Source organism: Rhizobium sp. 42MFCr.1, assembly GCF_000377185.1.
GTDB lineage: Bacteria > Pseudomonadota > Alphaproteobacteria > Rhizobiales > Rhizobiaceae > Rhizobium > Rhizobium altiplani.
In genome coordinates this window covers 57,496-83,319 of the sequence record NZ_KB897819.1, presented here as the reverse complement: position 1 = coordinate 83,319, position 25,824 = coordinate 57,496, and the positions used below count along the sequence as shown (strand labels likewise).

26 protein-coding genes and 1 pseudogene are annotated in these 25,824 nt (G+C 61.9%); 10 read left to right on the top strand and 17 right to left on the bottom strand.

The features are described from left to right. Positions 1-7 precede the first annotated feature (7 nt). Complete coding sequence (locus C934_RS35485) at positions 8-157, top strand: hypothetical protein (RefSeq protein WP_018855170.1); 150 nt, start codon at positions 8-10, stop codon at positions 155-157. Positions 158-205: 48 nt separating this feature from the next. Here the strand turns inward: C934_RS35485 and cysK are convergent, their stop codons facing one another. Together cysK and C934_RS0102695 are read right to left on the bottom strand one after the other, a co-directional pair. Then, on the bottom strand, positions 206-1,168 hold the full coding sequence (cysK, locus tag C934_RS0102700) for a cysteine synthase A (protein ID WP_018855169.1): 963 nt from the start codon (positions 1,166-1,168) through the stop codon (positions 206-208). Positions 1,169-1,300: 132 nt separating this feature from the next. Then, positions 1,301-1,918, bottom strand: coding sequence for a LysE family translocator (locus C934_RS0102695; protein ID WP_018116817.1), 618 nt, complete (start codon positions 1,916-1,918; stop codon positions 1,301-1,303). 206 nt (positions 1,919-2,124) lie between these two features. On the opposite strand from C934_RS0102695, the gene C934_RS0102690 reads away from it, so the two are divergent. Further along, positions 2,125-2,643, top strand: coding sequence for a Dps family protein (locus C934_RS0102690; protein ID WP_018855168.1), 519 nt, complete (start codon positions 2,125-2,127; stop codon positions 2,641-2,643). A gap of 32 nt (positions 2,644-2,675) precedes the next feature. Here C934_RS0102690 and C934_RS0102685 read toward each other — a convergent pair whose 3' ends face one another. Then, positions 2,676-3,572, bottom strand: coding sequence for a DMT family transporter (locus tag C934_RS0102685; protein ID WP_018855167.1), 897 nt, complete (start codon positions 3,570-3,572; stop codon positions 2,676-2,678). Positions 3,573-3,675: 103 nt separating this feature from the next. Here C934_RS0102685 and C934_RS0102680 point away from each other — a divergent pair, with 103 nt between their 5' ends. Next, positions 3,676-4,146: an Lrp/AsnC family transcriptional regulator gene (locus C934_RS0102680; RefSeq protein ID WP_192303932.1), complete on the top strand. Its 471-nt coding sequence runs from the start codon at positions 3,676-3,678 to the stop codon at positions 4,144-4,146. Position 4,147: 1 nt separating this feature from the next. On the opposite strand, the gene C934_RS0102675 is transcribed toward C934_RS0102680, so the two are convergent. Both C934_RS0102675 and dut read right to left on the bottom strand, forming a co-directional pair. Further along, positions 4,148-5,050: a GNAT family N-acetyltransferase gene (locus tag C934_RS0102675; RefSeq protein WP_018855165.1), complete on the bottom strand. Its 903-nt coding sequence runs from the start codon at positions 5,048-5,050 to the stop codon at positions 4,148-4,150. Further along, positions 5,047-5,517, bottom strand: a complete 471-nt coding sequence (gene dut, locus C934_RS0102670) for a dUTP diphosphatase (RefSeq protein WP_018855164.1) — start codon at positions 5,515-5,517, stop codon at positions 5,047-5,049. Before dut ends, C934_RS0102675 begins: the two co-directional genes overlap by 4 nt. 90 nt (positions 5,518-5,607) lie before the next feature. Here dut and C934_RS0102665 point away from each other — a divergent pair, with 90 nt between their 5' ends. Both C934_RS0102665 and tsaA read left to right on the top strand, forming a co-directional pair. After that, the gene (locus C934_RS0102665; protein ID WP_018116811.1) at positions 5,608-7,191 is read left to right on the top strand and encodes a peptide chain release factor 3; all 1,584 of its coding nucleotides are present in this window, start codon (positions 5,608-5,610) and stop codon (positions 7,189-7,191) included. 54 nt (positions 7,192-7,245) lie between these two features. Then, positions 7,246-7,765, top strand: a pseudogene (tsaA, locus tag C934_RS31560) (tRNA (N6-threonylcarbamoyladenosine(37)-N6)-methyltransferase TrmO). A gap of 3 nt (positions 7,766-7,768) precedes the next feature. Here the strand turns inward: tsaA and C934_RS0102655 are convergent. Continuing rightward, positions 7,769-7,978 carry a TOBE domain-containing protein gene (locus C934_RS0102655; RefSeq protein WP_018855162.1) on the bottom strand — a complete coding sequence of 70 codons (210 nt, stop codon included), beginning with the start codon at positions 7,976-7,978 and terminating at the stop codon, positions 7,769-7,771. Positions 7,979-8,032: 54 nt separating this feature from the next. Further along, positions 8,033-9,547, bottom strand: a complete 1,515-nt coding sequence (gene betC, locus C934_RS0102650) for a choline-sulfatase (protein WP_018855161.1) — start codon at positions 9,545-9,547, stop codon at positions 8,033-8,035. A gap of 182 nt (positions 9,548-9,729) precedes the next feature. Between betC and C934_RS0102645 the strand changes: the two genes are divergently transcribed. Next, positions 9,730-10,632, top strand: a complete 903-nt coding sequence (locus C934_RS0102645) for a choline sulfate utilization transcriptional regulator (protein WP_018855160.1) — start codon at positions 9,730-9,732, stop codon at positions 10,630-10,632. 8 nt (positions 10,633-10,640) lie between these two features. Here C934_RS0102645 and otsA read toward each other — a convergent pair whose 3' ends face one another. From otsA to C934_RS0102615, 6 genes are all read right to left on the bottom strand, one after another. Next, positions 10,641-12,017, bottom strand: a complete 1,377-nt coding sequence (otsA, locus tag C934_RS0102640; protein ID WP_018116806.1) for an alpha,alpha-trehalose-phosphate synthase (UDP-forming) — start codon at positions 12,015-12,017, stop codon at positions 10,641-10,643. Between the two features lie 41 nt (positions 12,018-12,058). After that, the gene (otsB, locus tag C934_RS0102635; RefSeq protein WP_026371517.1) at positions 12,059-12,853 is read right to left on the bottom strand and encodes a trehalose-phosphatase; all 795 of its coding nucleotides are present in this window, start codon (positions 12,851-12,853) and stop codon (positions 12,059-12,061) included. Positions 12,854-12,942: 89 nt separating this feature from the next. Next, positions 12,943-14,406 (bottom strand): S10 family peptidase, encoded by a 1,464-nt coding sequence (locus C934_RS0102630; protein ID WP_198011795.1) that lies wholly within the window; start codon positions 14,404-14,406, stop codon positions 12,943-12,945. 147 nt (positions 14,407-14,553) lie between these two features. Continuing rightward, positions 14,554-15,846: a CynX/NimT family MFS transporter gene (locus C934_RS0102625; protein ID WP_018855157.1), complete on the bottom strand. Its 1,293-nt coding sequence runs from the start codon at positions 15,844-15,846 to the stop codon at positions 14,554-14,556. Further along, a complete protein-coding gene (locus C934_RS0102620) occupies positions 15,843-16,520 on the bottom strand; it encodes a FadR/GntR family transcriptional regulator (RefSeq protein WP_018116802.1) in 678 nt (225 codons plus the stop codon). Before C934_RS0102620 ends, C934_RS0102625 begins: the two co-directional genes overlap by 4 nt. A 449-nt stretch (positions 16,521-16,969) precedes the next feature. Then, entirely contained in the window at positions 16,970-17,881 is a 912-nt protein-coding gene (locus C934_RS0102615; RefSeq protein ID WP_018855156.1) for a pirin family protein, read from the bottom strand. A gap of 259 nt (positions 17,882-18,140) precedes the next feature. Between C934_RS0102615 and C934_RS0102610 the strand changes: the two genes are divergently transcribed. Beyond that, positions 18,141-18,950, top strand: coding sequence for a class II glutamine amidotransferase (locus C934_RS0102610; protein WP_018855155.1), 810 nt, complete (start codon positions 18,141-18,143; stop codon positions 18,948-18,950). Here C934_RS0102610 and coaBC read toward each other — a convergent pair. Beyond that, positions 18,940-20,148 carry a bifunctional phosphopantothenoylcysteine decarboxylase/phosphopantothenate--cysteine ligase CoaBC gene (coaBC, locus tag C934_RS0102605; RefSeq protein WP_018855154.1) on the bottom strand — a complete coding sequence of 403 codons (1,209 nt, stop codon included), beginning with the start codon at positions 20,146-20,148 and terminating at the stop codon, positions 18,940-18,942. The genes C934_RS0102610 and coaBC overlap by 11 nt on opposite strands. Before the next feature lie 123 nt (positions 20,149-20,271). Between coaBC and C934_RS0102600 the strand changes: the two genes are divergently transcribed. Together C934_RS0102600 and C934_RS0102595 are read left to right on the top strand one after the other, a co-directional pair. Beyond that, positions 20,272-20,679, top strand: coding sequence for a DUF2946 domain-containing protein (locus C934_RS0102600; RefSeq protein ID WP_018855153.1), 408 nt, complete (start codon positions 20,272-20,274; stop codon positions 20,677-20,679). A 63-nt stretch (positions 20,680-20,742) separates the two neighbouring features. Further along, entirely contained in the window at positions 20,743-22,113 is a 1,371-nt protein-coding gene (locus C934_RS0102595; protein WP_018855152.1) for a PepSY-associated TM helix domain-containing protein, read from the top strand. A gap of 130 nt (positions 22,114-22,243) precedes the next feature. On the opposite strand, the gene C934_RS0102590 is transcribed toward C934_RS0102595, so the two are convergent. Further along, positions 22,244-22,981, bottom strand: a complete 738-nt coding sequence (locus C934_RS0102590) for an SDR family oxidoreductase (RefSeq protein WP_018855151.1) — start codon at positions 22,979-22,981, stop codon at positions 22,244-22,246. A 132-nt stretch (positions 22,982-23,113) separates the two neighbouring features. After that, positions 23,114-23,878, bottom strand: a complete 765-nt coding sequence (locus C934_RS0102585; RefSeq protein WP_018855150.1) for an SDR family oxidoreductase — start codon at positions 23,876-23,878, stop codon at positions 23,114-23,116. Positions 23,879-24,003: 125 nt separating this feature from the next. Here C934_RS0102585 and C934_RS0102580 point away from each other — a divergent pair, with 125 nt between their 5' ends. Further along, on the top strand, positions 24,004-24,909 hold the full coding sequence (locus C934_RS0102580; RefSeq protein WP_018855149.1) for a LysR family transcriptional regulator: 906 nt from the start codon (positions 24,004-24,006) through the stop codon (positions 24,907-24,909). Here C934_RS0102580 and C934_RS0102575 read toward each other — a convergent pair whose 3' ends face one another. Continuing rightward, complete coding sequence (locus tag C934_RS0102575) at positions 24,910-25,782, bottom strand: LysR family transcriptional regulator (RefSeq protein WP_018855148.1); 873 nt, start codon at positions 25,780-25,782, stop codon at positions 24,910-24,912. Positions 25,783-25,824: the final 42 nt, after the last annotated feature.

Here is a 25,824-nt window from a genome sequence, read left to right as displayed (position 1 = left end):
CGAGAAAATGAGGTTTTCGGCGCGGGGCTACCATCGTGTACTGAAGGTGGCGCGCACTCTCGCGGATCTCGACGGTAACGAGACGGTGGGCCGCATTCACCTCGCTGAGGCAATTTCCTATCGCATCGCCGGTGAGCGGCTAAGCACGGCTGCCTGAACAGAAAGGGGCGCCGAGGCGCCCCAGATGCTGCAGAAAAGGCGTTGCCTAGCTTCCAAGGCCATCGAACAGCGCGGTCGAGAGATAGCGCTCGGCAAAGGACGGAATGATCACAACTATATTCTTCCCAGCATTCTCGTCTCGTTGGCCGACTTGGATAGCAGCGGCCAGTGCTGCGCCGGAGGAGATGCCAACGGGCACGCCTTCGAGCCTGGCGACTTCGCGGGCAAGGTCCAGCGCCTCGGGGCCGCTTACCGTAACGATCTCGTCGTAGATATGGGTGTCGAGGATTGCCGGCGCGAAGCCTGCGCCGATGCCCTGGATCTTGTGCGGTCCCGGCTGGCCGCCGGAAAGGACCGGAGATTCTGTCGGCTCGACGGCGACCACCTTGATGCCGGGCTTCTTCGACTTCAGCACCTGGCCGGCGCCCGTAATGGTACCGCCTGTGCCGATGCCGGAAACTAGGATGTCGACCGTACCGTCGGTATCATTCCAGATCTCCTCGGCCGTCGTGCGGCGGTGGATTTCCGGGTTGGCCGGGTTTTCGAATTGCTGCGGGATAATCGCATCCGGGAGCGTCGCAGCCAGTTCCTCAGCCTTGGCGATCGCACCCTTCATGCCCTTCGGACCTTCCGTCAGCACGAGCTCGGCGCCAAGCAGCGCCAGCATCTTGCGGCGCTCGACGGACATGGTTTCCGGCATGGTCAGGATCAGCTTGTATCCCTTCGCCGCAGCGGCGAAAGCCAGCGCAATCCCGGTATTGCCCGATGTCGGCTCGATGAGGGTCGTCTTGCCGGGCGAAATCTTGCCCTGCGATTCCAGAGACTCGATCATCGCGACGCCGATGCGGTCCTTTACGGACGCGATCGGATTGAAGAACTCAAGCTTGGCCAGCAGGTTCGCCTTTACGCCTTTCGCCTTGGCGAGCTTGTCGAGCCGCACGATCGGTGTATCGCCAATGGTTTCGGTGATCGAGGAATAGATGCGGCCGCGGCCAGGTTTCTTCGACATTAGGCTCTCCCTGGGTGAAATGTGCGGAGAGAATAGGGTCAAAGGCGCATGGAAACCAGTCTGGCTTCACCCGCTTGAGGCCATCCTTTGAGAAAAAAACCTTTAAGAACCGAACTTTGCCGGTTGAATTTTTCACGCCGTACGGGTGGCGATAAAGGCTGCCGTACCGGCCAGAATGCCTGCCGCTGTCTTGTTCAGCGCCTGCAGCGCGCGCGGCTGCTTGAGCATGATGCGCGCCCGCGACGCCAGCAGCATATAGGGCACCAGAACCACGAGCAGGACGACGAAGGTGGTTGCCAGGAGGGTGCAGTATTCGCGAGGTCCGACGCTGTTGATATTAATCAGCGTCGGCACCAGGGCGACGTAGAAAAGCATGGTCTTGGGGTTGCCGAGCGTGACCAGCAGTCCGGACAGGAAGCTCATGCCGGCACTGCTTGCCTTCTTGGCCGCGATGTCCTGGGGCAGCAGCCCGGCGGTCCATAGCTTGTAGGCGATGTAGCAGAGATAGAGCGCACCGGCGACCTTGATGACGATGAAGACCTCGGTGAAGGTCTGTGCCACGAAGGCGAGCCCGAGGATGACGGCAGTCAGATAGGTCATGTCGCCCAGCACGAGGCCGAGGCCCATGAAAAACGTCTCGCGAAAATTCGAACCGAGCGCGCGCGCGACGATCGCCGTGATGCCCGGTCCCGGAATTGCCGCCGCGATGAACAGCGCCGCAGCGTAAGCTAAAAGGGCGGTGAATGACATGATGTGGACTCCTGCTTCAGCCGCCTTCTACGCCTGCGGCTCGCTCCATTCAAGGAGCGTCGTTCTGTCATCATGCTGCGGTCGCTTGTCGCTATTGACGCTGCCTGTCGCGGTTCTAGTTCCAAGGCGGTGATTATGGCTGGTGGAGCCTGCATCCCCCCACCGCGCCGACACCTGCCACCCGCCGCTCGCCAAAGGAGACACTGATGAGCCCCACTGCCGCCGAAAAGCGCAAACTCGCCCCGCTCGCCACCCCCACCGACCTGAAAAGCAATGCCATTCAGGATATTTCGGCCGCCCTGGCGGCGCTGCTGGCGGATGTCTTTGCGCTCTACATGAAGACCAAGAATTTCCACTGGCACATGTCGGGGCCGCATTTTCGCGACTATCACCTGATGCTCGACGAGCAGGCCGAGCAGATCTTCGCCACCACCGATGCGATCGCCGAGCGCGCCCGCAAAATCGGCGGCACGACACTGCGCTCGATCGGCCATATCGGCCGCCTGCAACGCATCAACGACAACGATGCAGACTACGTCACGCCTGAGGACATGCTGGCGGAACTGCGTGATGACAACAAGCAGCTGGTCTCGCTGTTGCGCGAGACGCACGATGTCTGCTCAGAGCATAATGATTTTGCGACGACAAGCCTGCTGGAGGTCTGGATCGACGAGGCTGAGCGCCGCACCTGGTTCCTGTTCGAAACGACCCGGCAGCAGAAGTAGCCGGTCCTTTAAACCTGAAAGGCTCTAAATCATCAGCCCGCCCGCGTACGCAACAGCTGCGCGGGCGTCCAGCCAAGGTTCATTCCGGCCGCAGCGACCAGAATGACGGCAGCGCCGACGAGCTGCAGCGGCTGCAAGGCGTGTCCGAAGGCCAAACGGTCCACCAGGATCGCCGCAATCGGATAGATGAATGACAGCGCTCCGATCAGATGGATCGGCAGCTTCTGGATCGCGCCATAAAGCAGCACATACATCAGACCGGTATGCACGACACCCAGGGTAATCAGGATCGACCATGACTGGCCATTTGTGGGCAGCTCAGAAAAATTCACCGTCGGCAGCAACATCAGCACGCCGGTCGCCACCTGGATCAGCGCGATAAGATGCGGCGGCGTTCCTTTGAGCCATTTTGCCGCGATCGCCGCGAGAGCGTAGAAAAAGGCGGCACCGAGCGCCAGCAGGATACCGAGGCCATATCCCTCATGGCCACCCGCCGCGGCCGGCTTGGCCTCGACGATGGCCGCCATGCCGGCAAAGGCCAGCGTCAGCCAAAACAGCTTTGCGGCGGTGATCTTTTCGCCGAGGAACAGGGCGCCCAGCGCAAGCAGCATGAAAGGCTGCGTGTTGTAGACGGTCGTCGCGATCGAAATCGATGCGTGGCCGTAGGATGCAAAGAGCAGCAACCAGTTGAGCACGATGGCCACGCCGCCGAGGACAGCGATGCCTGCCGATTTCAGGCTGATGACGCCCGGTCGCAGCAGCCCCATTGCCGCGCATACGACAAGCAGGCTGATCGCGCCAAAGAGGCAGCGCCAGAACACCACGCCGCTCACCGGCTGGCCGGACATCACCACGAACCAACCGATTGTCCCCGATATCAGCATTGCGGCGGTCATTTGGGTCGTGCCGGCGCGGATTTCGCTCTGCATCACATCTCTCCATCTCGATGGATGAAGACTATTGCGGCAGTGCGCTGCATTATATAGTTTGCATTAGGTTAGTTGCGGATCTTTCCTGTCATTGTGAGGGATAATGTCTGTTTTGCCTAATGATAATGTGATCGACGATGTCGACCAGAAGATCCTGGAGGCGTTGGCGGAGAACGCCCGCATCTCGTTGAAGGAACTGGCCCAGGCTGCCGGGCTGTCCTCGCCCAGTGCCGCTGAACGCCTCCGCCGCCTGGAAGAGCGCGGGATCATCGCCGCCTTCACGATCGACATCGACCCGGCCGCGCTTGGATATCCGCTGCAGGCGATCGTGCGCGTTCGGCCGCTGCCCGGGCAATTGCATGTCGTTCAGCGGATCATCCAGGAGACGCCTCAGTTCGTGGAATGCGACAAGGTGACGGGAGATGACTGTTTCATTGCCCGGCTCGTCGTCCGCTCGATGCCGCAGCTCGACACGATCCTCGACAAGGTTGCGGAGAAGGCCGAAACAAGCACCTCGATGGTCAAGGCATCGCCGGTCAAGCGGCGTCTGCCTCCGCTTTCGCGCGAGCGGTAGCTCAGAAGTCGGCCATCGGCGAGAGCATGGCTGGTCGATCGAAGGCGATGGTGCCGGGCGCTCGGATCATCAGACGCGTGTGGCTCTCAAGAGGCTTCGCCTGTCCACTCCAGTCAAGCTTGTCCGGGCAAAACAGCACATCGACGATCTCAGCCTCGACGTCGAGTGCACCAATGATCGTCGCGAGCGACGGGATACTGCCGCCGACGACGTCGAGCAGCATGACATGTCGCGGCGCGTCCATCTTCCATGCAACTGCGACCCGTTCCCGTTCCAGCCAGCTGATCCTGACGCCAGGATCGAGCTGGGTGTTGATCAGAAACATCGCGGCGCTCTCGCAAACGGCGAGCACGTCCGAGACCGGCTGACGCGTCTTCAAGGCGGCGCTTAACATCTTCAGGTCTGCCGTTTCTCGCGGATTGAGACGCCGGGCCGACCTCTGTGCTTTCGGTACCGTCGGTGCCTTGCCGGAATAAGCGTGCAGCGGCAGCACGCGAAAGCCGTAAGGTCCATAGAGCGCCGGCTTGTCGGTGTAGAGCACGATGGCTTCGAAACCCTTCTCCTCGCACCAGGCGAGCGCCTTTTGGGTCGGGTCGCGATACAAGCCGCGCCCACGCCAAGGCGGGCGAACCGCACCGGACTGGAAGGCGGCAGCATTCAGCGGTCGACCGTTGATAACAAGCGGCATTGCAAAGGCCGAAAGATTGGCGGCAAGCAGGCCATCGCCGTCAAACCAGCCGAAGGGCATGCTGCTCGGGTCCGGCCCGCCCATTTGCTGCAACGGGCCGATATCGATAGCGAATGTGTCCTTCAGGAGATCGACCAGTGCCTGCCAGGCCTTGAGGTCGCCGAAATAGTCTAGGCGGAAGGTCAGGCCGGAATGATCGATACCCTTGGAGGTCATACGCCGGTCGAGCCGAAGCCACCAGCGCCGCGCGCCGTGGCACTCGCCTCGGAGATTTCGCAGATATGGGCCTGGATTGCCGGCGCAATCACCATCTGCGCGATGCGCATGCCCCTTGTGATCTCAAACGGCTCTTCGCCGAGATTGATCAACAGGACTTTTACCTCGCCGCGATAGTCGCTGTCGATCGTTCCCGGCGTATTGAGGCAGGTGAGGCCGTGCTTGAAGGCAAGGCCGGAGCGCGGGCGTACCTGGCCCTCGAATCCTTCCGGAATTTCGAAGACGAAGCCCGTCGGCACCAGCGCACGCTTGCCAGGCTGTAGAATGGTCGGCGCGTCGGCATCAACGGCGGCGCGCAGGTCCATGCCGGCCGCCCCCTTGCTTTCGTAAGTGGGCAGATCGAGGCCCTGGCCATTGGCGAGGCGGATGATGTTGAGAGTCGGGCGCGTATCGGTATGGATTGTCATGGGGCATTAGTTTGCGCCCGATGCGCCAAGGTCAATTGCAATGACGGGCTTTAATCGCTAGATACGCCGCAATTCCACAGGATTCACATCATGGCCGAAAGTCTCGCCGAGGCGGTCTCCCGCCGCCGCACATTCGCTATTATCGCGCACCCGGACGCGGGTAAGACCACGCTCACCGAAAAACTGCTGCTGTTCGGCGGCGCCATCCAGCTTGCCGGCGAAGTCAAGGCAAAGAAGGATCGCATGCAGACGCGCTCCGACTGGATGAAGATCGAGCGTGAGCGCGGCATTTCCGTCGTCACCTCGGTCATGACGTTCGAGTACAAGGACAATGTCTTCAACATTCTCGATACGCCCGGCCACGAAGACTTCGCCGACGACACCTATCGCACGCTGACGGCCGTCGATGCCGCGGTCATGGTGATTGACGCCGCCAAAGGTATCGAGCCGCGGACGCTGAAGCTGTTCGAAGTCTGCCGCATGCGCGACATTCCGATCATCACCTTCATCAACAAGATGGACCGCGAAAGCCGCGACCCGTTCGAAATCCTGGATGAAGTCGAGGAAAAGCTGGCGCTCGATTGCGCGCCGGTGACGTGGCCGATCGGACGGTCGAAGACCTTCTGCGGCTCCTATCACCTCGCAACGAACGAGGTGCGCGGTGCCGACACGCAGGAGATCATGACGAAGGTCACCGATCCCGAGATGGTTGCCCATCGCTTGCCGGAAAACGAGCGCGACGCGTTCGTCGAGGAGACGACGCTGGCGATCGAGGCCTGCAAACCCTTCGACAAGAAGGCCTTCCTCGAAGGCCATCTGACGCCGGTTTTCTTTGGTTCGGCGCTGCGCAATTTCGGCGTTCGCGACCTCATTGACGCGCTCGGCGAGTTTGCGCCGCCGCCGCGCGACCAGGTGGCCGATATCCGCACCGTGCAGGCGACCGACAACAAGATGACCGCCTTCGTCTTCAAGATCCAGGCCAACATGGACCCGAACCATCGCGACCGCATCGCCTTTGCCCGCATCTGCTCCGGCAAGCTCGAGCGCGGCATGAAGGCTCGCCTGTCGCGTACCGGCAAACAGCTCGGTCTCACCGCGCCGCAGTTCTTCTTCGCCTCGCAGCGCCAGCTGGCCGATACGGCCTACGCCGGCGACGTCGTCGGCATTCCCAACCACGGCACGCTGCGCATCGGCGATACGCTGACGGAAGGAGAGTCGCTGGTGTTCCAGGGCGTGCCGAACTTCTCGCCGGAAATCCTGCGCCGCGTACGTCTGGAAGACGCCATGAAGGCGAAGAAGCTCAAGGAAGCGCTGCAACAGATGGCTGAAGAAGGCGTTGTCCAGCTGTTTTCGCCGGAAGATGGTTCGCCGGCTATCGTTGGCGTTGTCGGCGCCCTGCAGCTCGATGTTCTGAAGGAGCGCCTGATGGCCGAATATGGCCTGCCGGTTTCCTTTGAAATGTCGCGCTTTTCCGTCTGCCGCTGGATTTCGGCCGATCAGCCGGCGGAGCTCGAAAAGTTCATCACCGCGCGTCGCGGCGATATCGCGCGGGATCTGGATCATGATCCGGTGTTCCTGGCGCAGGACAGCTTCTCGCTGCGTTACGAGGCCGAGCGCTATCCGGCGATCAAGATGGCCGCCCTCAAGGAATATCACGCCGTCAAGGCGGCGTGATATTGGATTGGATACAACGATCTGCCATGATGCCGTTCCGAAAGGGAGCGGTTCATGGTTCGCGAGAATGAAATCAGGGAAAATGAGGTCGCGGTTGAAGTGCCCCCGGCGACCGACGCTGGCCTAGTGTTCATCGGGCGTCTCGACGCCCTGGACCTCGCGCATGGAGACACCGCGCCAGGGGCGGCACGACGGTCCGCTCTGCAAAATCGAGATATTCGAGCCTTGGAGACAGGCTCTCAGGGGCGTGGAAGCCTTCGAGCGGCTGGAAATACTTTATTGGCTGGATCGGGCGCGGCGCGATCTTGTTCTGCAAAGCCCCGCCAATAGCGGAAAAGTCCATGGCACGTTTTCGCTTCGCTCGCCGGTGCGGCCAAATCCGATCGGTACCTCGATCGTCAAGCTGGAAGGGGTCGAAGACGGCGTCTTGCTGGTGCGGGGGATGGATTGCCTGGATGGGACTCCGCTTCTCGATCTGAAGCCCGATCGCACGCTGTTCAAGCCGATCGCGCCGCCGCAGCCTGGCGATTTCCAGACCGGCGACGACGTAGCACATTATTGCAGGAAAGCCTGACGGTCAGTCGACGGCGATCATGACATCAGAGGCCTTGATGACCGCATAGGCGTCGCCGCCTGCGGCAAGCCCGAGTTCATCGACCGCTTCGTTGGTGATTGAGGCCGTGACGATGGAGCCGCCGCCGATATCGATCCGGACGTGCGCCGTGGTCGCACCCTTCTTCACCTCGACGATCTTTCCCTTCAAGCGATTGCGTGCACTGATCTGCATCGAAGCCTCCTGTTTTGCGTGCGGAGTGTGGTGGCTGAGGTGTGCTGCTGCAATTTACTCGCCGCGCGGGTAGCGCTGGCTTTCCTCCAGTACGTTCAGATCCATGTGGTTGCGCATGTAACGCTCTGACGCCTTCTGCAGTGGCTGGTAGTCCCAAGGGTAGTACGCCCCATTCCGCAACGCTTCGTAGACCACCCAGCGGCGTGCCTGGCTTTCGCGCACGGCGGCATCGAAATTCTGCAGGTTCCAGCGTTTCTCGGCCAGGGCTGTGAGCTTCGCCAGGACGTCGGCATACCCGGTATCGCCGGCGAGGTTGATCAGCTCTTTCGGGTCCGCCTCCAGATCAAACAGCATCGGCGGGTCCTTGTCGCAGAGCGTCAGCTTGAAGCGGCCATCCCGCAGGCAGACGAGCGGCGCTTCCGACCCTTCCGCGGCATACTCCATGGGCACCGGGCCACGACCGCCAGTGCCTGTTGCAAGTGGCGTCAGGTCCTCGCCATCCGTCCATGGCGCCAGCTTGGCAATGTCGATGCCCGCCAGTGCCGCCAGCGTCGGGGTCACATCAAGCGTCGAGACAGGTTGCCGGATAGAGGCCGGTGTCCAGCCCAGCGCCGCGATCGTCAGAGGCACCCGCGATGAACCGTCGAAAAAGCACATCTTGAACCAGAGGCCGCGGTCGCCAAGCATGTCGCCGTGGTCGGAAACGAACAGAACGATCGTATTGTCCGCCATCCGCCCGCGCTCGAGCACGTCAAGGATCTCGCCGATCTTGTCGTCGATGTAGGAGATACTGGCGAAGTAGCCCTGTCGCGCGCGCCGGATCTGTTCCGGCGTGATGTCGAAGGCATCATAGTCACAGGCTTTCAACAGACGCTGCGAGTGCGGATCCTGCTCGTCGAACGGAATTGTGCCGACCTCAGGATCCAGCGCTGGGGAATTCTCGTAGAGGTCCCAGTACTTGCGGCGCGCGACATAGGGGTCGTGCGGATGCGTGAAGCTCACCGTCAGGCACCAGGGGCGGTCGTCGTGACGGCGCGAGAGGTCGTAGAGCTTGCGGGTCGCGTTGTAGGCGACCTCGTCATCATACTCCATCTGATTGGTGATTTCTGCAACGCCGGCACCCGTCACCGAGCCGAGATTGTGGTACCACCAGTCGATGCGCTCGCCGGGCTTGGTGTAGTCAGGCGTCCAGCCGAAATCGGCGGGATAGATGTCGGTCGTCAGACGTTCCTCGAAGCCATGCAGCTGGTCGGGGCCGACGAAATGCATCTTTCCCGACAGGGCGGTATGATAGCCCGCCGCCCGCAGGTGGTGCGCGAAGGTCGGGATATCGGACGCAAACTCGGCGGCATTGTCATAAACGCGAGTCCGGCTCGGCAACTGCCCGGACATGAAGGATGCCCGTGCCGGGGCGCAAAGCGGACTTGCCGTATAGGTGTTGGCGAAGCGCACCGAACGCGCTGCCAGGGCCTTCAGATGAGGCGCGTGAAGAAAATCAGCCGGTCCGTCTGGAAACAGCGTGCCATTGAACTGATCGACCATCAGAATGAGAATATTCGGGCGCGCCATGCGTATCGTCCTTCAGTTTGCGAGAGCGGGAACTTAGCCGCGTCTGCGGAGGTCTTCTAGTTGGCATCGACTGCTTAGAGTTCGAGAATCCCTCACGTTTGCCATCTGTTTGATTTATTGATTATCAATATCGCATGACCTGTGAAGTAGGCATTTTTTGACGTCTCCTCTAAGGAATTTTTATGGAAAGCCGTCGTCTCGATCTTGGGTGGATGCGCATCTTCGCGGAAATTGGCAAGACTGGGAGCCTGTCGGCGGCGGCAAGTGTTCTTGGCCTGACTCAGCCGGCCGTGAGCTATCAGATCCGTCGTTTGGAGGAGCAACTCGGCGTCAGCCTGTTGAAGCGGCAGCATCGGGGAGTGGAGTTGACGCCGGAAGGCCAGCGTCTCCTCGATGTCGTGGCAAAGAGTGTCAGCGACATCGATGAACTGGCGCGGCGATTCCGCAACGAAGCAGATCGGCCGATCATCCGGTTGCGCACGGATTATGCGTTTTCCGCGCTATGGCTGATTCCGCGCATGCATGCGTTCCGCGCCCTTTACCCGAACGTCGATATTCAGATTGTCGCGACGCAGCGAGTGCAGGGCGGCCGCTCTGATGACGGCGATGTTGCCGTTGTCTTTGGTACGCGCGCGGAGTTCGAGCGCCAGGCCGTTCTGCTCTTGCCGGAAAGGGTCACGCCCGTCTGTACGCAGGGCTTCCTTGATCGCCATGGCGCTATCGTCACGCCGGCTGACCTTGCCCGCGCACGCCTGATCCATCTCGATGCGCCGGAGCCTTCGCCTTGGTTCGATTGGCGGCGGTACTTCGCGCAACTCGGGGTCAGTCGCAATCCTAACGCGGGGCAGGGCGATCTGAGCTTCAACACATACTCTCTGGTCGTGCAGGCCGCTATCGGTGAGCAGGGCGTTGCCATCGGATGGATGGGCCTCGTCGACCCGCTGCTCGCGTCGGGGATGCTGAGAACCGCAGGCCCGACGCTGGAGGCGACGGACCGGGGTTACTGGCTGTTGCCGCCGCGAACACGCGACGCTCAAAGCGATCTGCTCACGGCATGGCTTATGGCAGAGGCGGGAATCGTCTGAACTCGCGCTCAGGCAGCCAGGTCATTGAGGAAGTCGTCGCACCAGCGCGACACGTCGTGCTCAAGCAGATAGTCCATCATCCGCTGCCAGCGCTCGCGGCGCTCTTCCATCGGCATGTTCAGGGCGCGCGCCAGCGCGTTGGCCGTTCCTTCGATATCATAGGGATTGACCAGCAGCGCGCCGCTCTTCAATTCGCGCGCCGCGCCTGCAAAGCGGGAGAGCACCAGAACGCCGGGATCTTCCGGGTCCTGCGCTGCGACATATTCCTTTGCCACGAGGTTCATGCCGTCGCGAAGCGGCGTGACCAGTCCGACTTTGGCGAGCCGATAGAGACCGGCGAGGATTGGGCGGCTGACGGAGCGGTTGATATAGCGGACCGGCACCCAGTCCACGGTTCCCAAGGCACCGTTGACGCGGCCTGCCTGCTCCGCGACGGTGCGTTGCATCTGTTCGTATTCCGGCACCTCCGACCGCGATTTCGGGGTGATCTGGAGATAGGTGACCTTGCGCTGGTGGGCCGGATTGTTGACGACGAAGCGCTCGAAGGCATCCAGCCGCTGCGTGATGCCCTTGGAGTAATCCAGCCGATCGACGCCGATGATCAGGTCGCGGTCCTTGATGCTCTGCCGCGCCCTCTGCACCATGTGATGGCTGCCGGCCCTCTTGGCGAACTCGGCAAAGGCGGCCGTCTCGATGCTGATGCCGTAGGCTCCGCCCTTGAAGACCTTACCATTCGCCGTGAAGCGGCCGTCGCCGATGGCATCGCCCATATCCTCGCGGCGAAGGCAGCCGGCGAAGTTCTCCAGATCGTGGTCCGTCTGGAAGCCGACAAGATCGTAGGCCGCAAGTCCGTGCATGATCTCCTCGTGAACCGGCATGGTGTAGAGCACATCGGCGGGCGGCCAGGGAATGTGCAGGAAAAAGCCGATGCGGTTCTTGAAGCCCATCTGCCGCAATTCCGCGGCCAGCGGAATCAGATGGTAGTCATGTACCCAGATGATGTCGTCAGGCTTTAGCAACGGCGCCAGCCGATGCGCGAAGAAGCGATTGACGCGGAAATATCCCGCCATCTCCTTGCGGCCGTATTCCGCAAGGTCCAGCCGATAGTGACAGATCGGCCAAAGCACGCGATTGGCGAAGCCGAAGTAGTATTCCTCGACGTCCTTGCCGGTGAGATCGGTCAGTGCATAGGTGATCTTGCCTTCCTCCGTCAGGGAGAGCGGGCCGGGCTCGTTGTTTTCGCTCGACTTGCCGGACCAACCCATCCAGATACCGCCGCGTTCTTCTAGCGCCGCCTTCAACGCCACCGCCAGTCCGCCGGCCGAGGCTGCGCCCTCCTTCACGGGAGCTGGCACGCGATTGGAAACGATGACGAGACGGGACACGAAAATTCCTTTCCTGGGAGGGCAGCACGTGGTGCTTGGGATCAAACGGCGAGCTGCGCGATCAGTTCCCGCACCGCCGACGCCGAAGGCAGCGTCAAGGCGGCGGTGGTGTCGGAGGGCGAGCCGACCCGAACGGAGAGGCCGCCCTGGCGATTGGCGACACGGAACATCGCCTCATCCGTGACGTCGTCACCGATGGTGATCGGACGCCTGCCGGCAAATGGCGGCATCGAAAGAAACGCCTCTATGGCCTGACCTTTGTCGGCGCTGGCCGGTCGGATTTCGAGAACCATCTTGCCGCGCTGCAAGGTCCAGTCGGGCCCTACCTTGGACAGCATCGCCTCCATGATCGGCTCCACCTCTGCCTGCCTCTGCGGCACAAGGCGATAGTGAGCGGCAACGGCGGCGCCTTTGTCTTCCACGATGACACCGTCCAGGCTTTCAGCCGCCCTGCGAAGATCCGCTTTCATCGCTTCGAATGCGCCAGTGGTCTCGGCTTTCGCGACGCTGCCGTCCGGTCGACGGAGTTCGGCGCCGTGTAAGCCGGCGATCGGAAAACGAAATGGCGCAAACAGCGCGTCGGCATAGGCAAGCGCTCGCCCTGTTACCAAGGCAAGCGCACCGCCAAGCCTTCGCGAGACCGCGTCAAGCGCCGCCGGCAAAGACGGCGGCACGACAATCGCGTCCGGCATCTCGGCCAGGTCAAGCACGGTCCCATCGATATCGAGAAAAAGAGCGCAGTCTTGAGGGGAGGACGAAAGGGCGCTCAGCAATTCCGTCTGCCCCGAGGCCGGTTGCGGCATCGTGGCAGGAAATGGCTTACTGGGGTATGACATGGTGACTTACCTATGTCGGCATCGGCCGAAGGCAACCCATTTTGGCGTAAAACGCGAGAAAATCTCAGGTTTTCGCGTTGGATACCAGTTCATTCAGCCGGCATTGCAGCGGAACGTCCGGCGAAGAAGGCCCTGGCCCCGGCGGTGAAGGCAGCGCGCTGGTCGGCCCGCGTATAGAACATGTGGCCGCCACGATAAACCTTCAGCGCCACGCGCTCGCCGGCAAGCGACGCCGGCAGGTGGTCGACAACATAGCGGCTCACCCCATAGGGCGTCACGAGATCGCTATAGCCATGGGCGATCAGCAGGCGGAATTTCGGATTGGAGGCGAGAAGCTGGCGGATATCGTCGGTAACGCTCGCCTGCCGCATGGAACCGCCGCCACGCCCGCCCCATTCCCACTTGCGATTGATATCGCTGTCGAGCAGCGAATAGGTCATCTCGGTCTTGAATCCGAGTTCACTGCGCGCATAGTCGGCGAAGGCCCCGCCATAGGCACGGGTGAAGCCGTCGAGGATGGCGTCGTCGCCGCGATCGGAGTTTGATTCCGGATAAGGATCGGGCGTCGAGAACGCCGCGTCGTAAGGGCTGACAACGCGCCCGTCCTGCCCTTCTGATTGCTTGGCGTAAGCATTTCCGAGGAAGCCACGGTTCTTCTCAACGACATCTGAGGGGATCCCGGTCATGCCGGCAATTTTCTCGTAAAAGGCCTTAGCGGCTTCGCCTGTTGGCGTCGGGCCGGCGAGTGTCGTGAGATAGTCGCCAAGCGCAAATTTCTCCGCATCGCGCTGTTGCCCTTCATCGAAAGCGCTGCGTCTGTCCATATGCGCTGCTGCAAGCGAGGGGAATTCGAGTGCCGCGCCGAGCGCAAACTGATCAGCATTGAACATCAGTTGCCCCTCGAGCAGCGGCGAAAGCATGATCGCGCCCGAGACGATAATGCCCTGGCTGTCCTTCAGGGCGCCGGCCACCTTGGCGGCGCGAAAGCCGCCATAGCTCTCGCCGAGAAGATACTTGGGCGAACCGGATCGATTGTTGTGAGTGACATAAAGAGCGATCGCCTTCGCGATGCTCTCTGCGTCGGAATTGACGTTGTAGTATTTGGAGGCGTCGTCGGCCTTGGCGGTCCGGCTCCAGCCAGTTCCGATCGGATCGATGAAAACAAGATCAGTAAAGTCGAGCCAGGTGTGCGGGTTGTCGACCAACTTCGCGTCGGCCCCATCGTCGCCTTTCGGGCCGAAGTCCAGGATACGCGGCCCCATCAGGCCGAGATGCAGGAATGCCGACGCCGCACCGGGGCCGCCATTGAAGGCAAAGGTCAGCGGGCGGTCGGGGGCGCCTTTCTTGGCGACATAGGCCGTGTAGAATATAGCGCCTGTTTTGGTGCCGTCTTGCGCGAAGAGATCAAGCGTTCCGGCCGTGGCCACATAGTCGAGCGTCCGGTCGCCGATCTTCAGTGCGTGTTGGGTGACCGAGTCCTCCGGCAGCAGCTTCAGTACGCCGTCGCTCGATGAGGCCCGTGTGGCAGGTTCGCCTCGACCCTCCTGCGACATGGCGGGTGCGAGTGGCGCCAGCAAGGCTGTTGCAAGCAGGATGGCGGATAGGAAACGCAAAACTTGTCCTCCGACGGAAGCGGTATTGGAGGCGTAACCTAAACATCGCCGTCTGGCGGGAGAAATCAACAGATGGTGAGGGGGGCGTTAGTCCATTTTTTCGATCGTCTGCGCATTCACATATTCCGCGCGGCCGGCGTTCCAGCCGTTGATCGCAGCCCCGGCGCCAAGCGCGACGAAAAGCACGGCCGACCACGCAAAGCTGCCGGTCCAGCCGCGGATGAGCCCGACGACCAGCGGGCCAATCGCCGCAAGCAGGTAGCCCACGCATTGCGCCATGCCGGAAAGATGGGCCGCCACATGCGGATCGCGGGAGCGCAGCACGATTGTCGTCATGGCGACGGCGATCAGGCCGCCCTGGCCGATGCCCTGCAGCACGGCCCAGACCCAGATCGTCGAGAGCGGCGCAAACAGTAGGCCGAGCAAGGCGACGACGGCGACGGCACAGAGCGACGCGTTGATCAGTCGCTGATCCTTGCCCCCCACGGCGATCTGCGGAGCTACAAGGCAAGCCGCGGCCTGAACCATCACCGATACCGAAACGATCGCTCCCGCGGTGACACCGTCAACGCCGCGCTCGCGCAGGATGGGAACGAGCCAGCCGAATACGCAATAAGCCAGAGCAGACTGCAGGCCCATGAAGAGCGTGACCTGCCATGCCAGCCGGTCTCGCCAGAGTCCTTGGACGGAAAAGCCGCTGCGCTTGACCTGGCTCTTGGTGGACAGCACTTGCGGCAACCAGATGATCCCGACGATCAGCGCGGGCAGCCCCCAGGCGGCCAGTGCGCTGGAGAGCGAGTCGCCGAGAACGTGCTCGAGCGGCAACGTGAAGCCCGCAGCACTTGCCGCGCCCGCGCAGAGCGCCATCGTGTAGAAGCCGGTCATCAGCGCGGCGCGATCGGCAAAGTCACGCTTGACCAAGCCAGGCAGCAGCACGTTGCCGACAGCAATGGAAGCGCCGGCGAGCGCGGTGCCGATAAACAGTAGCGGAACGGATGAAAGGCCCCGGAGCGCTGTCCCGAGGGCCAGCAGGAGCAGTACCCCCAGAAGCGTACGCTCTGCTCCGATTCGTTGGGCAAGCCGCGGCGCCACTGGCGAAAAAGCACCGAGGCAGACGACGGGCAGGGTGGTCAGCAAGCTGGCGCCGAGCGACGAGAGGCCGAGTTCCGTCTTGATTTCGGGCAGCAGCGCGGAGGCGCTGGAGAAGACCGGCCGCAGATTGAAGGCGATCAGGACGAGACTAACCCCGAGAAGGAAGCGTGCCGCTGCACTGCTGCCCACTGGGGGTTGTGGTTGGGGAACGCTATCGGCTTCGGCATCGATAAGTTGCTCGTCCGCGAGGTCGTAGACCTCCGCGGAGTCCTGAAGGGAGGTGGTCATGAATGGAGCATCCGGTCGAGAGCGCTGATGATGGGAGCCATGAAGCGGCGAACGGCCGCGTCGGCCTGTTGCGGATCGCCGGTGGCGATCGCGTCGATGATGTCGGCATGCGCCTGCAGATCAGGCTCGGGTATCTCATTGTCCAAAGTCGCCGCGATCGTTTCGGCGATCGAGGCGGAGAAGAACTGATAGATCTCAACCATCGCGCGGTTGCCGGAAGCCGCAATGACGGCTTGGTGGAAGGCAAGGTCGCGTTCGACGAAGCCGCTTTTGTCGCCGCCTTCGAAATTGCCCCGCTTGGCGAGAAGCGCCCTCAATTCCGCAATGGTTTGCGGAGTTTGTCGTACCGCGGCCAGCCGCGCCGCCTCGACATCGAGTGCACACCGGGCCTCGAAGAGATCACGCAGACCGGCACGACGCGCCATGGTGAGCGGCAGCCTCGTATCGGTGGTAGACAGCACGTAGGTTCCGGAGCCCTGCCTGGTTTCGAGAAGGCCCTGCGACACCAGCACGCGGACGGCTTCCCGTATGGTGCCGCGGCTGACGGAGAGCATGGACGACAGCGTTGCCTCGTTGGGCAGTTTTTCCCCAACGGCCCAACGCTTACCCAATATCTCGGCGCGGATTGCCTCGATGGCCGTGTCGGCAAGCTTCGTTTTTGCGAGTGGTTGCATCGTCGGTATTCGTAAAGTCATTTGATGACTTTACGAATACGCCAAGATCGTGGGCGTCGTCAATCCTGTGATGGAAAATGAAAAGGGCCGCTCGAGGCGACCCTTTCCATGAGTTCTGGCCTGTAAATGGCCGGACCGTCAAAGCGATCCTAGGAAGGTGGGGCTTAGAGCGAGGGCTGCCTCGCTTTCATCACCACTTCCATGCCTTTTACGAGGTCTGAAATCTCATTAGACATTGGATCACCTTCCTTTCGTTCTGTTGTCGATGGAAAGAAGGTAGGATGATTCGTCCGCGATGCAAGAAAAAACCTCGGCCGAGTCGCTGCCACATCTTCAGGAATGCCCGATTTCATTTCCTCGCTGTCGGGAATACGCCAACGTTTACAATGAAATGTTGTTTCGTTGTGTCGATATACAGATTTAGTGGTAGCGCCTGTGGATAAGCCGGCTCAATGTGCGGCCTTGATGAAGGTGCCGTTCTGCAGTTCCCGCATCGCCTGCATGATCTCCTCTCGCGAGTTCATGACGATCGGCCCATGCCAGGCGACCGGCTCCTCGATTGGCTTGCCCGAAACGAGCAGAAAGCGGATGCCTTCGTCGCCGGCCTGCACGGTCACTTCATCACCGCTGTCGAAGACGACGAGCGTGCGGTTGCCGGACATATCGCGAATGTTCAACTCCTCCCCGTTGACCTCCTTCTCGACGCGGACGCCAAACGGCTTGGAGGCGTCGCGGAACGTGCCGGAGCCAACGAAGATATAGGCAAAGGCGTTGCGATAGGTGTCGACGGGCAGGCGCTTCTTCTTGCCCGGCGGCACCGAGACGTCGAGATAGATCGGTTCGGCAGCCACGCCGTCAACCGGGCCCGCCTTTCCCCAAAAGTCGCCGCAGATAACGCGTACGGCAGTGCCGTCGTCGTCGACCACGACAGGAATGTCGGCTGATTTGACGTCCTGATAGCGTGGCGCCGTCATCTTTAGCGACGAGGGCAGGTTGGCCCAAAGCTGGAAGCCGTGCATCCGTCCGGCGAAATCGCCCTTCGGCATTTCCTGGTGCATGATGCCGCTGCCGGCCGTCATCCACTGGATGTCGCCGGCGCCGAGCAGGCCGCGATTGCCGAGGCTGTCGCCGTGCTCGACCGTGCCGGCGAGCACGTATGTGATCGTCTCGATGCCGCGATGCGGATGCCAGGGAAAGCCACGGATGTATTCGGCCGGATTGTCATTGCGGAAATCGTCCATCATAAGGAACGGGTCGGTCATTGACGGATCCCCGAAGCCGAAGACGCGATGCAGCTTCACGCCGGCGCCCTCCATCGTCGGAGTTGCGGTGCTCATATGCTTTACGGGACGGATCGACATGGCATCCTCTCGAAGGGTTCAACTTGCCCGGGACTATAGCCGCCTGACCGGCATCCGCGAAATCAGCCTGCCCGGCAACGCACTGTTCACAAAAGAAGATGCGCCATTGCGCAATGTGATCGCGTCCGCCGCCGGAAATTTGTCATCTTCCGCTTGCAAGCCACGAGGCCGTTCAGGTCTTATTAACCATCGGATTCGACAATCACTGTCGCGTTTCGGCATTCTCCCGCCTCAGGGCGGGCTCGGGAGTGGAAAGAGCATGTGTCGCTGGGCAGCCTATCGTGGAGACCCCCTCTATCTGGAGGAACTGGTGTCCTCGCCCGCGCACTCCTTGATCGAGCAGTCGCATTGCGCCACCCGCGCCAAAACCCCCACCAATGGCGACGGCTTCGGCATCGCCTGGTATGGCGACCGGCTGGAGCCAGGGCGCTACCGCGATACCTTGCCGGCTTGGTCCGACTGCAACCTGAAGAGCCTTGCGCGGCAGATCCGGTCGCCGTTGTTCTTGGCGCATGTGCGGGCCGCCACCGGCGGCGGCACGCGGCGCGACAACTGCCATCCCTTCACCTTCGGCAACTGGTCCTTCATGCACAACGGCCAGATCTCAGGCTTCGAACGGCTGCGCCGTCCCATGGAGGCCATGCTAGACGATGAGCTTTTCAACGCGCGCGGCGGGACCACCGATTCCGAACTGATGTTCCTGCTCGCCCTGCAGTTTGGCCTGCGCCAGACGCCGATGGCAGCCATGGCGGAGATGATACGCTTCGTAGAGGGCCTTGCCGAAAACGTCCTGGGTTCAGTCTTGGTGCGCTACACGGCCGCCTTTTCCGATGGCAAGTTACTCTATGCGATCCGTTATGCGACCGACCGCAAGGCGCCGACGCTCTACGCGTCTCCTGTCGGCAGGGGCTATTGCCTGGTGTCCGAGCCGCTCAACGACGATGTCGATGCCTGGACGGAGATCCCGGATGGCAGTGCCGTTACGCTTGCCGACATTGGCCTCGATATCGCACCGTTTCGTCCGGCGCTGGCCGTGGCAAAGACCGCCCCGGTCGCGATTACTGCTTGAGCCGTTCAGCGATCATCGCCGCGAGCTTCGTCGCAACCTCTTCCTTCGCAAGGTCTGGCCACTGTTCGATGCCGCTGTGAGCGACGATCTTCACCCTGTTGCGAACGCCGCCCATGATGCCGGTTGCGGGCGAAACGTCGTTGGCGACGATGATGTCAGCCCCCTTGCGTTCGAGTTTCGCCATGGCGTTGCTCTCGACATCCTGGGTCTCCGCCGCAAAGCCGATCACCAGCTTCGGCCGCAGCGTGTGATGACCGACGGTCTTCAGAATATCGGGATTTTCAGTCAGCGCGAGCGTCGGGATGGATTCGCCCGGATGCTTCTTGATCTTCTGGTCGGCGGCCGAGGCAACACGCCAGTCGGCGACGGCCGCAACCATCACCGCGACATCGACGGGAAGCGCGGCGAGAACGGCGTCGCGCATCTGGTCTGCGCGCTCGACGTGAATGACCTTCACACCCATGGGATCAGGGACCGAGACTGGCCCGGAAACGAGTGTCACATCAGCCCCAAGGGCGGAGAGGGCGGCGGCAATCGCGTGCCCTTGACGGCCGGAAGAGCGATTGGCGATGTAGCGCACAGGGTCGATCGGCTCATGAGTCGGCCCCGAGGTGACGATCGCCTTGCGGCCGGTAAGCGGCCTCGGTCCATCGTTGAGCAGCGCTTCCGCGGCCGCGACGATCTCGAGCGGCTCAGCCATCCGGCCGACGCCCGCTTCGCGGCTCTCCGCCATCTCGCCTGACATCGGTCCGATAAAACGGATATGGTCGCCGCGCAGGGTCTCGACGTTGCGCTTGGTTGCCGGATGCGCCCACATGTGCGGGTTCATGGCGGGGGCGGCGAGTACCGGACGGTCGGTCGCAAGCAGCACCGTCGAGGCAAGGTCGTCCGCAAGCCCATTCGCCATCTTGGCGAGCAGGTCCGCCGTCGCCGGCGCAATCAGCACGAGGTCGCAATCGCGCGCCAGCCGGATATGGCCGACATCCTGCTCGTCCTGGCGGGAGAAAAGATCGGTGAACACATGATCGGCGGCGAGCGCGCCGACGGCAAGCGGCGTCACGAATTCCTGCGCCCCCGTCGTCATCAGCGGTCGCACGGACGCACCCCGCTCTCTGAGCCGTCGGATCAAGTCCAGGCTTTTATAGGCCGCGATCCCGCCTGAAATGATGAGGAGGATGCGTTTGCCGCTGAGAACCATGGCTTTTCCCATCGATTATCTGATTGCATCAAACCCTAAGCCTTTGGGGAATAATATGCAATCGGCACCGGAAGCGCGTTGGTCGCAGTGACAATGCTGCCCTCTTGTGGCATGGAGCGAAGCATGGGGACCATGCGAAGCATCTTGCGGGATCGGGTATCGGCCAGCGCCGTCGCGCTGCTGGTCGCCTGTCTATTCCTGATCCAAGGACTGCTGAGCGGCACTGTGCAGGGTTCCATGGCGGCGTCCGCCGTCGATCCCTTCGCAATCATCTGCTCTTCAAGCGGACACGGTTCCATCGACGATGCCGGACTTGGCAACTTGCCGGCCAAGAAGGCGCCCGAGTGGCCATGCGGCACGCTCTGCCGTCTGGCATCGGCTGCCACGCCGGCAGTTCTCGCCGCGCAGGCGGCGGTCCTCTACGTCGCAGTCGAAACTGCAATCGACGCAGCGATCCGAACCGATGCTGACGTTTCGCCCGCTTTACGCGGGCGGATCGCTGAACCGCGAGCACCTCCCATTACCGCCTGACGTCATCGCTCGACCTAGCGCGCGTCACGCCGAGGTTCGATTTTCCTACGTTGGGAGTCCTCCATGTCCGATCTTACCATCGGTCGCGAGAGCGTCAGCGCCTCCGCGCGCTCCGCCTCCGACCTCTATCGCGCCGTCTGGCGCTGGCATTTTTACGCAGGCCTTCTTGTCCTGCCCTTCATGATCACGCTGGCGATCACCGGCGGCCTCTACCTGTTCAAGGATGAGATTGACGCGGTGATCCATTCCGAACTCAAGCGCGTCGAAGTGCAGCAAGGCGCAAACCGCGCGGCACCTTCCACGATGGTGGCTGCTGCCCTTGCTGTTTACCCCGGAATTGCAGTCAAGTTTACCGACCCTGCCACGCCCGATGCCTCTGCCGAAGTCACCATCGGCACCGAGGCGGAAGGCAAACTTGCCGTCTACGTCAATCCGTATACCGCTAAGGTGCTGGGCGCGTTGCCGGATCGCGGTACTGTCATGTGGACGATCCGCTACCTCCACAGCCTCAAATATTTCGGCAACTACGCGCGTATGCTGATCGAGATCGCCGCCGGATGGTCGATCCTGTTGGTTGCCACCGGCGTCTACCTCTGGTGGCCACGCCTACAGACAGGCGGTGTTCTCTCCGTTCGCGGCACCCCTAAGCGGCGGGTCTTCTGGCGGGACACTCATGCGGTCACCGGTATCTTCGTCGGCTTCTTCATCGTCTTCCTGGCCATCACAGGCATGCCTTGGTCGGGGGTCTGGGGCGGCAAGGTCAACGAATGGGCCAATGGCAACAACTTCGGCTATCCCGCGGGCGTGCGGGTTGCCGTACCTATGTCCGACGAGCATCTCGACCACGTCGCCAAGACATCCTGGTCGCTGGAGCAGGCGCAAGTACCGCACTCGTCAGGGCACGCCCATCATGCACAGGCGATTGGCCTCGATGACGCCGTAGCCACCTTTGATCGTCTTGGCCTGCATCGGGGTTACGCCGTCAACATACCAACCACAGCGGATGGGGTGTTTACCGGATCGGTCTATCCCGACGATCTTTCCAAGCAGCGGGTCGTGCATCTCGACCAATATTCCGGGACGCCGCTGATCGACATGAGCTATGCCGACTACGGTCCGCTCGGCAAATCGCTCGAATGGGGCATCAACACTCATCTGGGTCAGCAGTTCGGGCTTGCGAACCAACTGGTGCTGCTTGCCGCTTGCGCGGCGATCATCCTGCTTGCGGTTTCGGCGGCCGTCATGTGGTGGAAGCGACGCCCAGCGGGCTCGCTCGGCGTCCCGCCGATGCCTGCTGACAAGCGTGTTGTCCGCGGCCTGATCGCGATGCTCGCTGTTTGCGGAGTGTTCTTCCCGCTCGTTGGCCTGTCGCTGGTCGTCATGCTGGCAGCGGACTGGGTCTATATCAGGAGCAGGACGAAGCGTTCGGCGTAAGTGCGGGCCGCGATCCGGTGCTTCTCCTCCCCGCGGTGTCGTCCTCATGATGCCGGCTGATGAACACGGAAAGGCCGCGGAGGAGAGGGGTCCGCGGCCTTCTCAGGCATCCTCTGATGGGTCTCGGTCCTCAGAGGTTACTCATCCCGCCATCGATAACGAGCTCACTGCCGACGATGTAGGGAGCCTCGTCGGAGGCGAGGAAGATGATGGTTTTGGCGACTTCGCCGGCATCGCCGAACCGGCCGACCGGGATCTGTGCCGCCCTTGCCTTGGTGTCGGTTTCCGACATGCCGAGCTTGCCATAGAGCGGTGTCGCGATGGGCCCGGGGCTGACGGCGTTGACGCGAATGCCGCGGCCGATCAGTTCACCGGAGAGCGTCTTTGCAAGCGTCAGCAGCGCGCCCTTGGTCAGGGCGTAGACGCTCGAATTCGGCATGCCGATATGGGCATTGATCGACGTGTTGAGAACGATCGAAGCCTGCTTCGAAAACAGCGGCAGAAGGGCCTGGATCAGAAAGAAAGGTCCCTTGACGTTGATCGCGACCGACCTGTCGAAGGCTTCCTCGCTCCATTGTTCGAGCGCACCGAACTCCGCCACGCCGGCGTTGACGAAGAGAATGTCGAGATGCCCGAAGCTCTCCTTGATCGCGCCGGCGACGACCTTCTGGCCGGCTGCGTTGCCGGCATCCGCCTGGATGACCAACGCCTTGTCGCCAAATTCGGCACGGGCCGCCGCGACGCTCTTTTCGCTGCTGCCGGTGATGGCAACGCGAGCGCCTTCGGCGATGAATTGACGGGCGGTTTCGAGGCCGATGCCGCTGGTGCCGCCGGTGATCAGGGCTGTCTTGTTCTGTAAGCGTGCCATTGTCGTGAGTTCCTGTGTTCCCGTTGGGCGAGCGCCCGTTGCTGCCTTGGATGATGTGATGAAAATGCCGTCGCGATAATCCGCTCTTTTCCGGAAAGCTTGTCCAGTCAGAGCGGATAGTCGAACGCAGGATCAGGTCCGGGTGATCGATGCGCCACCATCGACCAACGAGGCCGTACCGGTGACGAAGCTCGAGTCGTCGGATGCGAGGTAGAGTACGGAGCGCGCAAGTTCCTCAGGCGCTGCGACACGCTTCAGCGCATGCAGGTTGGTGATGAAGCTCTGCTTGCCCTCAGTGTCGTTCATCTCGCGATACATGTCGGTATCGACCGCACCCGGCAGAACCGCGTTTACGCGCACGTTCTTCGGGCCGAATTCGGCGGCGAGCGCCTGCGTCAGGCCAATAAGGCCGGATTTGCTGGCGGCATAAGCGGCAACGCCGGGGAAGGCGAAGCTGTAGCCGACGAAAGTCGAGGTGAAGATGACGGAGCCGCCGCCATCCTTTTCCATCTGCGCGATCTGATGCTTGGCAGCCAGGAAGGAGGCCGTCAGGTTGATCGTCAGCGCTTCGGTGAAACCGGCCTCGGAAACACCGGTGCTCGGGCCGGCTTCGCCAAGGATGCCGGCATTGTTGAAGGCAATGTCGAGCTTGCCGTAGCGCTCGACGGCGGTGGCGACCAGCGCCTTGTGATAGTCTTCCGAGCGGACGTCGCCGGCAACTGCAACGGCATATCCGCCGGCTGCCTTGATCTCTGCGACCAGGCTTTCGAGTTCAGCCTGGCGGCGGGCGCCGACGACGACCTTGGCGCCTTCGGCCGCAAAGAGCTTGGCCGTTGCGCGACCGATGCCGGCACTTGCGCCAGTGACGATGGCGACTTTTCCATTCAAGCGGTTCATTGTTCCATCTCCAGTATGGGGTTGGGATGGCGATTGCCGTCCCTTTCGATGGGCAGAAGATGGCATTTTCTTTTCGTTCGGATTAGTCTCCAAATGGTGGAACTCGAATTCGGATTTGCCGAACGATGATCAGGGTTGAGGGAATAACGGCCTTCGTGGCGATCGTGGAATCCGGCTCGGTCAGCGAGGCTGCCCGACGCCTGCGCCTATCGAAGTCTGTCGTCAGCGAGAGGCTTGCGGAGCTTGAAAAGTCGCTTGGCGGTGTGCTTCTGCATCGCACCACGCGAAAACTCACTTTGACAGAAGACGGTACGGCCTTTCTGGAGCGCGCGACGCGGATCGTTCAGGAAATCGAGGAAGCCACCGCCGAGATGGCGGTGCGCCGAGGCACGTTGTCCGGCCCGCTGCGCATTGCCGCCCCCGTTACCTTCGGGCGCATGCATCTTGGCCCCGCGCTATACCCGTTTCTGGCCGCGCATCCGGAAATCCGACTGGTGCTCGACATCGACGACCGCCGCGTCGATGTCTCCTCGGAAGGGTATGATGCCGTGGTCCGGCACGGTCCGATCGTCGACTCCCGGTTGGTCGTGTGGAAACTCAGTCGCAGCCGTCGGCTTTTGGTCGCGTCACCGGATTATCTCAGCCGCCATGGTGTGCCGAAGACCCTTGCCGATCTCGATGGCCATAAAGGCATCTTCTACACCAACCGGGGCGTTGCGGACTGGCGGTTCCAGACGCCGGATGGAGCCATCGTCGTGCGGGCAAGCCAGGCCGTCGGCATGAACAATGGAGACATGATCCGCGATGCCGCGGCTGCGGGTCTCGGTATCGCGCTTCTGCCAGCCTTCATTGCTGGGCCTGCTATCAGTGTGGGACAGCTGCAGGAGATCGATGTCGGCTACAGGCCGGAAGCCGAGTTCATCTACATGGCGCATCCGGAGGGGCGCAATCCGTCCGCCAAGCTGCGCGCTGTCGCCGACCACCTGCGCAAGACCTTCGGCGATCCGCCCTATTGGGATCCTGCCGGCTGATCAGACGAGGCTCATCATGTTTGCGGCGACGCGCGACCGCTGGGCCTTCAGCATCGCAAGCCCGAGACGCGCCACCAGCGGCGGCCCCTCGATCTGGCGATAGGCGACCCCGTCGAGTGTCAGGTGGGCAATCGAGGCTGGCACAATCGATACGCCGAGATCGGCGGCGACCAGATTGACGACGGATGGGATCTGCGGCGCCTCCTGCGTCACGACAAGCTCGAAACCGGCATCGCGGCAGCCACGCACGATATCATCATAGAGACTGAGGCCAACCGTCCGCGGAAACAGAATGAACGGCTCGCCGGCAAGCGCCGACACGGGCACCTTCTCGTATTTCGCAAGCGGGTGGTGCGCCGGCAAGGCAATCAGCATCGGCTCATCCGCCAGGCGTTTCAGCGTGACGTTCTTCGGATCCTCCAGGCCGGGCCTGATGAAAGCAACGTCGATTTCCTCACGCAGCAGTTTCTCCATCAGCCAGTTGCTGTTCATCTCGGTCAAGGAGAGGCTCACCTCTGGCCACTGCCCGCGAAAGCGACGGATCGTGCCGCTGACCGCCGTGTTGAAGGCTGAGGACGCCGTGAAGCCGAGCGCCAGCCGACCGGTCTCGCCTCGGGTGGCGCGCTGGGCGGCGAGCTTCGCCTTCTCGGCGGCCGCGATGGCAGCGCGACCCTCCGGCAAAAAGGCGCTCCCCGCCTCCGTCAGTTCCGCGCCATGTGGGACGCGATGAAACAGTGCCGCCCCAATCTCGTTTTCAAGATCGCGGATCTGTTGGCTGAGTGGCGGCTGGCCGATGCCGAGTTTTGCTGCGGCGCGGGTGAAATTTCCCTCTTCGGCGACGGCGAGAAAATAGCGGATATGGCGCAACTCCATCGGTATCTCCAAAAGCTATGAAGAATGGTATTTTCATATATT

Excerpts from the sequence above, each read along its gene's own strand:
- C934_RS0102600 (WP_018855153.1), top strand. The coding sequence starts at position 20,272 with ATGGGGACCATGCGAAGCATCTTGCGGGATCGGGTATCGGCCAGCGCC.
- C934_RS0102690 (WP_018855168.1), top strand. The coding sequence starts at position 2,125 with ATGAGCCCCACTGCCGCCGAAAAGCGCAAACTCGCCCCGCTCGCCACC.
- C934_RS0102685 (WP_018855167.1), bottom strand. The coding sequence starts at position 3,572 with ATGCAGAGCGAAATCCGCGCCGGCACGACCCAAATGACCGCCGCAATG.
- cysK (WP_018855169.1), bottom strand. The coding sequence starts at position 1,168 with ATGTCGAAGAAACCTGGCCGCGGCCGCATCTATTCCTCGATCACCGAA.
- C934_RS0102585 (WP_018855150.1), bottom strand. The coding sequence starts at position 23,878 with ATGAACCGCTTGAATGGAAAAGTCGCCATCGTCACTGGCGCAAGTGCC.
- C934_RS0102630 (WP_198011795.1), bottom strand. The coding sequence starts at position 14,406 with ATGTCGCAGGAGGGTCGAGGCGAACCTGCCACACGGGCCTCATCGAGC.
- C934_RS0102625 (WP_018855157.1), bottom strand. The coding sequence starts at position 15,846 with ATGACCACCTCCCTTCAGGACTCCGCGGAGGTCTACGACCTCGCGGAC.
- C934_RS0102675 (WP_018855165.1), bottom strand. The coding sequence starts at position 5,050 with ATGACCTCCAAGGGTATCGATCATTCCGGCCTGACCTTCCGCCTAGAC.
- C934_RS35485 (WP_018855170.1), top strand. The coding sequence starts at position 8 with ATGAGGTTTTCGGCGCGGGGCTACCATCGTGTACTGAAGGTGGCGCGC.
- dut (WP_018855164.1), bottom strand. The coding sequence starts at position 5,517 with ATGACAATCCATACCGATACGCGCCCGACTCTCAACATCATCCGCCTC.
- betC (WP_018855161.1), bottom strand. The coding sequence starts at position 9,547 with ATGGCGCGCCCGAATATTCTCATTCTGATGGTCGATCAGTTCAATGGC.
- C934_RS0102620 (WP_018116802.1), bottom strand. The coding sequence starts at position 16,520 with ATGCAACCACTCGCAAAAACGAAGCTTGCCGACACGGCCATCGAGGCA.
- C934_RS0102575 (WP_018855148.1), bottom strand. The coding sequence starts at position 25,782 with ATGGAGTTGCGCCATATCCGCTATTTTCTCGCCGTCGCCGAAGAGGGA.
- C934_RS0102610 (WP_018855155.1), top strand. The coding sequence starts at position 18,141 with ATGTGTCGCTGGGCAGCCTATCGTGGAGACCCCCTCTATCTGGAGGAA.
- C934_RS0102590 (WP_018855151.1), bottom strand. The coding sequence starts at position 22,981 with ATGGCACGCTTACAGAACAAGACAGCCCTGATCACCGGCGGCACCAGC.
- C934_RS0102655 (WP_018855162.1), bottom strand. The coding sequence starts at position 7,978 with ATGCAGATCAGTGCACGCAATCGCTTGAAGGGAAAGATCGTCGAGGTG.
- C934_RS0102680 (WP_192303932.1), top strand. The coding sequence starts at position 3,676 with ATGTCTGTTTTGCCTAATGATAATGTGATCGACGATGTCGACCAGAAG.
- C934_RS0102615 (WP_018855156.1), bottom strand. The coding sequence starts at position 17,881 with ATGTCGATCCGTCCCGTAAAGCATATGAGCACCGCAACTCCGACGATG.
- C934_RS0102645 (WP_018855160.1), top strand. The coding sequence starts at position 9,730 with ATGGAAAGCCGTCGTCTCGATCTTGGGTGGATGCGCATCTTCGCGGAA.
- C934_RS0102580 (WP_018855149.1), top strand. The coding sequence starts at position 24,004 with ATGATCAGGGTTGAGGGAATAACGGCCTTCGTGGCGATCGTGGAATCC.
- otsB (WP_026371517.1), bottom strand. The coding sequence starts at position 12,853 with ATGTCATACCCCAGTAAGCCATTTCCTGCCACGATGCCGCAACCGGCC.
- C934_RS0102595 (WP_018855152.1), top strand. The coding sequence starts at position 20,743 with ATGTCCGATCTTACCATCGGTCGCGAGAGCGTCAGCGCCTCCGCGCGC.
- C934_RS0102695 (WP_018116817.1), bottom strand. The coding sequence starts at position 1,918 with ATGTCATTCACCGCCCTTTTAGCTTACGCTGCGGCGCTGTTCATCGCG.
- coaBC (WP_018855154.1), bottom strand. The coding sequence starts at position 20,148 with ATGGTTCTCAGCGGCAAACGCATCCTCCTCATCATTTCAGGCGGGATC.
- C934_RS0102665 (WP_018116811.1), top strand. The coding sequence starts at position 5,608 with ATGGCCGAAAGTCTCGCCGAGGCGGTCTCCCGCCGCCGCACATTCGCT.